1 protein-coding gene is annotated in these 5,002 nt (G+C 64.6%); it reads left to right on the top strand.

Annotated features, from left to right (window positions below; translation table 11 throughout):
- Positions 1-5,002: FG-GAP-like repeat-containing protein (locus tag DM816_RS40075; protein ID WP_170318932.1), on the top strand; the 5,002-nt coding region annotated here is incomplete at both ends.

Here is a 5,002-nt window from a genome sequence, read left to right as displayed (position 1 = left end):
TGGCCGACTCTGCGTCTGGGGTCATGGGTGTGACCGGTGGGGTGGAGTCGTTTTCGGGGGAGAACGCGGCGGGGGTGGTGGGGCCGCCGACGCGGGGGCCTGCTGGTCAGGAGCTGCCGTCTGCTGACGAGCCGGGTGTGGTGTCGCAGGTGCGGGTGGAGGTCCTTGATCGTGCGGCGGCGCAGGCTGCTGGGGTGAACGGGTTGTTGTTGCGGGTGTCGCGGGCTGATGGTGATGTGACCGCTGGCGAGGCGGTGCTGGACATCGACTTTTCCGGGTTCGCGGGTGCTTATGGGGGTGATTGGGCGGCGCGGTTGCGGCTGGTGCTGATGCCGGCGTGTGTGTTGACCACGCCGCAGGTGGCGGCGTGCCGTAAGGGGACGCCGGTGGCATCTTCCAAATCGGACGTGTCCACGTCACGGTTGTCGGGTCAGGTCCCGGTCGGCGCGGGGGAGGCTGGTGGGTCTGCGGGGCAGATGCGGGTGTGGCAGCAGGCTGGTGATGATGCGGCGGCTGCTGAGGCTGGTGGTGGGGCGACGGTGTTGGCGGTGGCGTCGGATCCGGCGAAGTTTGCCAGGACGAATTTGACGCAGGCGTCGTCGTGGGCGGCCGGGAGGCAGTCGGGGGATTTCACGTGGTCTTATCCGGTTGGGGTGCCGCCGGTGGCGGGTGGTTTGGTGCCGTCGGTGGGGTTGGGTTATTCGTCGGGGTCGGTGGATGGCCGGACCGAGTTTGAGGGTTCGCAAACCTCTACGGTGGGTGAGGGGTTCGGCGAGGTGTCGCGCAGTTTTATCGAGCGGGTGTACCGGCCGTGTGAGCAGGATGTGTTGCAGCGGGTGTCGCTTGCTGGTGGCTGGAATGTGTTCACCAAACTGGTGCCGCTGGCCGATTTTGACGGTGACGGGTCGAAGCGGCCGGATTTTCTGGGGGTGACGTCGGCCGGTGAGATGTGGATTAATTTCAACACGTCGGTGCCGGGTGACCCGAGGAAGGTGGGTGGCACGTTCGTATCGTCGGGTTGGGGGTCGATTACGGAGTTTTGGCCGGCTGATGTGGACGGTAACGGCCGTACCGACCTGGTGGGGTTTGACGGGTCGAGTGTGTGGATCTGGCGCACTTCTGGCGGTAACCCGGATGCGGCGCCGACTTTCGCGGCCCCGGTGACGCTTTCGGGGTTTTCGGGGTTCCGGATGCTGCCTGCGGCCGATGTGGACGGTGATGGTAAGCCGGACATTGTGGGGGTGAACGCGGTAGGGGAGATGCGTTACCGGCGTAACATCTCCGTCACGGGTGCGGTGTCGTTTTCTGGTACGTCGTCGTTGATTTCGTCGGGTTGGGGTGGCGTTCAGCATTTCTTCGTCGGCGATTTCGACGGTGATGGCCGGGTTGATATCACCGGGCGGGACAATGACACCTACTTCGTGTGGCTGTTGACCGGTGCGGTGGGGGCGGTGCCGGCGGTCACCGCCCGTAACTTCGGTGGCGGGTGGGAGATCTTTAGCCGGTTCGCGCCGCTGTTGGACTATGACCGGGACGGCAAACCGGATATCGGCGGATTCACCTCGGCCGGTGAGTTGTATGTCCATTTGAACACGTCGACGCCGGGTAACGTGTCCAAGGGCTGGGGTGGGTGGATCACCAGCGGGTGGTCGGTGGTGGACACGATCCTGGCCGCCGACTACGACGGTGACACGGTCAATGATCTGGTGGGGCGGGACACCGGCGGGACGATGTGGGTGTGGCAGGGCACGGGCAGGCCGGGTCTGCCGCAGTTCGGGCCTGTGCACTACAACGCGTCCAAGGACCAATGCTGGCGGTTGCCGAACGCGACGATGGTGCTCGATGGCCGGTCGGTGGAGCTGGTTCTGGATGACGCCACCGGGGCGTGGAAGCCGTCTGATGATGGTGCGACGCGGGTGGAGCAGGTCAACGACGGCAACGGCGAGTGGTGGAAGGTCACCACCGCCGATGGCACGCAGTATCATTTCGGCCGTAACAAGCTGCCCGGCTGGCAGACCGATGACCGTGAGACGGCATCGCGGTGGATGGTGCCGGTGTTCGCCAACCATTCCAGCGAGCCGTGCCTTGACGCGAGCACGTTCGGGTCGTCGTGGTGTCATCAGCCGTGGCGGTGGAACCTGGACTATGTCGTGGACGTGCATGGCAACAGCATGTCGTACTGGTATGCGCGGGAGACCAACAACGTCAGCATGGCTGGCAACCCCGGCGCGGTGGTCCAATATGACCGGGGCGGCTATTTGGATCGTATCGAGTACGGCACCCGCACCGGCAGCGGTGCGACACGTGAGTCGCGCCCGGATGCGGTGCCGCCGGCGTTGGTGCGGTTTGCGTATGCGGAGCGGTGCTGGGGCACGTGTTGGATGGGTATGCCGTGGTATTCGGATCCGGTGTCGCAGAACTGGTATGACACCCCGTGGGATCTGCAGTGCGGCACCACCAACTGTCCCAACAGCATGGCGCCGTCGTACTTTACCGCGTTTCGGCTGGTCGGGGTGTACACGCAGACCCGCGATGCCGCGTCTTCCGGTTATCTGGAGGTGGACCGGTGGGAACTGGCCCACGCCTACCCGGCCACCAATGATGCGACCAGCCCATCGCTGTGGCTGGACCGTATCACCCACACCGGCAAATCGGGGTACGGCCCGCACCTGACCGATCCGCAGGTGACGTTCGTGGGGGAGAGGTTTGCCAACCGGGCGCACTTCGATGCGGCCACCACCCAGCCGGCCAACAAGTATCGGATCACGAACCTGCACAACGGCACCGGCGGTCTCATCCAGGTCTTCTATGACGGGGTCGACTGCCCGGCCGGCACTTCCAACACCCCGGACCTGGATGACAACATGCAGCGTTGCTTCCCGCAGAAGCAGGGTGAGGAGCTGACGTGGTGGTCCAAATATCGGGTGTCCAAAGTGGTCGAAAATGATCAGGTGGGCGGTTCGCCGCCGATCACCCACAGCTACACGTATTCGACCGATGGGTCGTCGACCGGGGTGTTGTGGGGGTTCAACTCCGCGGCTCGTTACAGCACCCGTAAGGCGTATCGCACGTGGTCGAACTGGCGTGGCTATTCCACGGTCACCGTCACCACGGGCACCGACAGCGGTCAGCAGTCGCGGACCACGTCGTTGTACATGCGGGGGATACACGGTGACCGGGTCGAAGGTGATTGGGGTGACGGCAACCGCCATGCCACCATCACCACCTCCGACGGCGCTGTCCTTCTCGACGAGGCCCATCTGGCCGGGTTCCTGCGCGAACGTATCGTGTCGATCGGTGTTTTCCCTAACGTGCAGGCTTTGAGCAAGACTGTGCATGATCCGTGGTGGCAGCAGACCAGCCTGCGTAAGCCGACACCGACCTGGGCCATCCCACCGACCACCCGCGGCGGTTTCGTGCGCACCGGGGCGACCACCACCAAGACCTTGTTGACCAACGACGCCAACGACGGTGTCAGCGTGCCCACGCCCACGTGGCGTACCACCAAAACCGCTACCCTCTTCGACCCGGTGTATGGCCTGCCCACCCGAACCGACGACCTCGGCGACGTGGCCACCGCATCCGACGATCTGTGCACTCGGGTCACCTATGCCCGTAACACCACCGCCTGGATCGTCGACAAGGCTTCCCGCAGCGAAACGGTCGGCGTGGCCTGTGCGACCACCCCCACCTACCCGGCCGATCTGGTGTCGGACAGCCGCAGCTTCTTCGACGGGGCCACGACGTTCGGCACCGCACCCACACGTGGGCTGGCAACCAAGACCGAGCAGGCCACCTCCCACAACGGCACCACACCGGCCTACATCACCACCGGGGAGGCCGGGTTCGACCAGTGGGGCCGGCCGTTGTGGGTCAAGGACGCCCTCGGCCGGCAGACGACAACCACGTATACGCATGACGCGGCCGGTCGGGTCTCCCAGGTCAAGGTGACCAACCCGGCCACGCACACGCTGACGACCAACCTGGACACCGCCCGCGGCACCCCGATCACCATCGTCGACCCTAACGGCAAGACCACCACCGGCCAGTACGACACCAACGGCCGGCTGATCAAAGTCTGGCAACCCGGTCACCCCACCAGCGGCACCCCGGACGCCGAATACCGCTATGTCATCTCGGACACCAGCGCGTCGTTCGTCGAATCGAAGGTGCTCGGCCCCAACGGCAACCAGATCGCCTCGTACGAAATTTTCGACGGTCTGCTACGCCCACGGCAGATCCAGACGGTGACCGAGGACGGCAAACGCGCCATCACCGATACCCAGTACGACAAACGTGGCCTGGAGACCAAGCAGAGCATCTTCTACAACGACGCCGCGGCACCGTCTTCGACACTGCTTTCCTTCGCCGACACCAATGTGGAACGGCAGACCCGGTATGTTTACGACGGCGCCGGCCGCAGGATCAAGGATCAGTTGTGGCGTAACAACGTGCTGCACTTCGAATCCACTACCATCTACGACGGTGACCGCGTCAGCGTCATCCCACCACATGGCGGCACCCGCACCCAGGACATCTTCGACGCCCGTGGCCGGGTGATCGAGAAGCGGCAACACCAGTCGTCGGCCACCTTCACGGGCCCGTTCGACAAAACCCTGTACGGCTACGACGACGCCGGACGCTTGACTACCGTGACCGACCCGGGCAACAACATGTGGACCTACGGTTACGACCTGCTCGGCCGCAAAACCACCAGCATCGACCCCGATGCCGGCACCACCACCTCCACCTACGACAACGCCGGGCAGCTGACCTCCACCACCGACGCCCGCAGTCAAACCTTGTTCTACGAATACGACCAGCTCGGCCGTAAAACCAAACAGCGCGACGGCACCGCGACCGGCCCGGTGATGGCCGAGTGGACCTACGACACCGTGATGAAAGGCCAACTCACGTCGTCGACCCGCTACGTCGGTACCGACGCCTACACCACCCGGGTCACCGCCTTCGATGACGGCTACCGGCCGCTGCACACCGAAAC

This window comes from Allorhizocola rhizosphaerae, assembly GCF_003426775.1.
In the GTDB taxonomy this organism is placed as follows: Bacteria; Actinomycetota; Actinomycetes; order Mycobacteriales; family Micromonosporaceae; genus Allorhizocola; species Allorhizocola rhizosphaerae.
The sequence above is the reverse complement of the archived record's forward strand: the minus strand, read 5'-3'. Positions and strand labels throughout refer to the sequence as shown.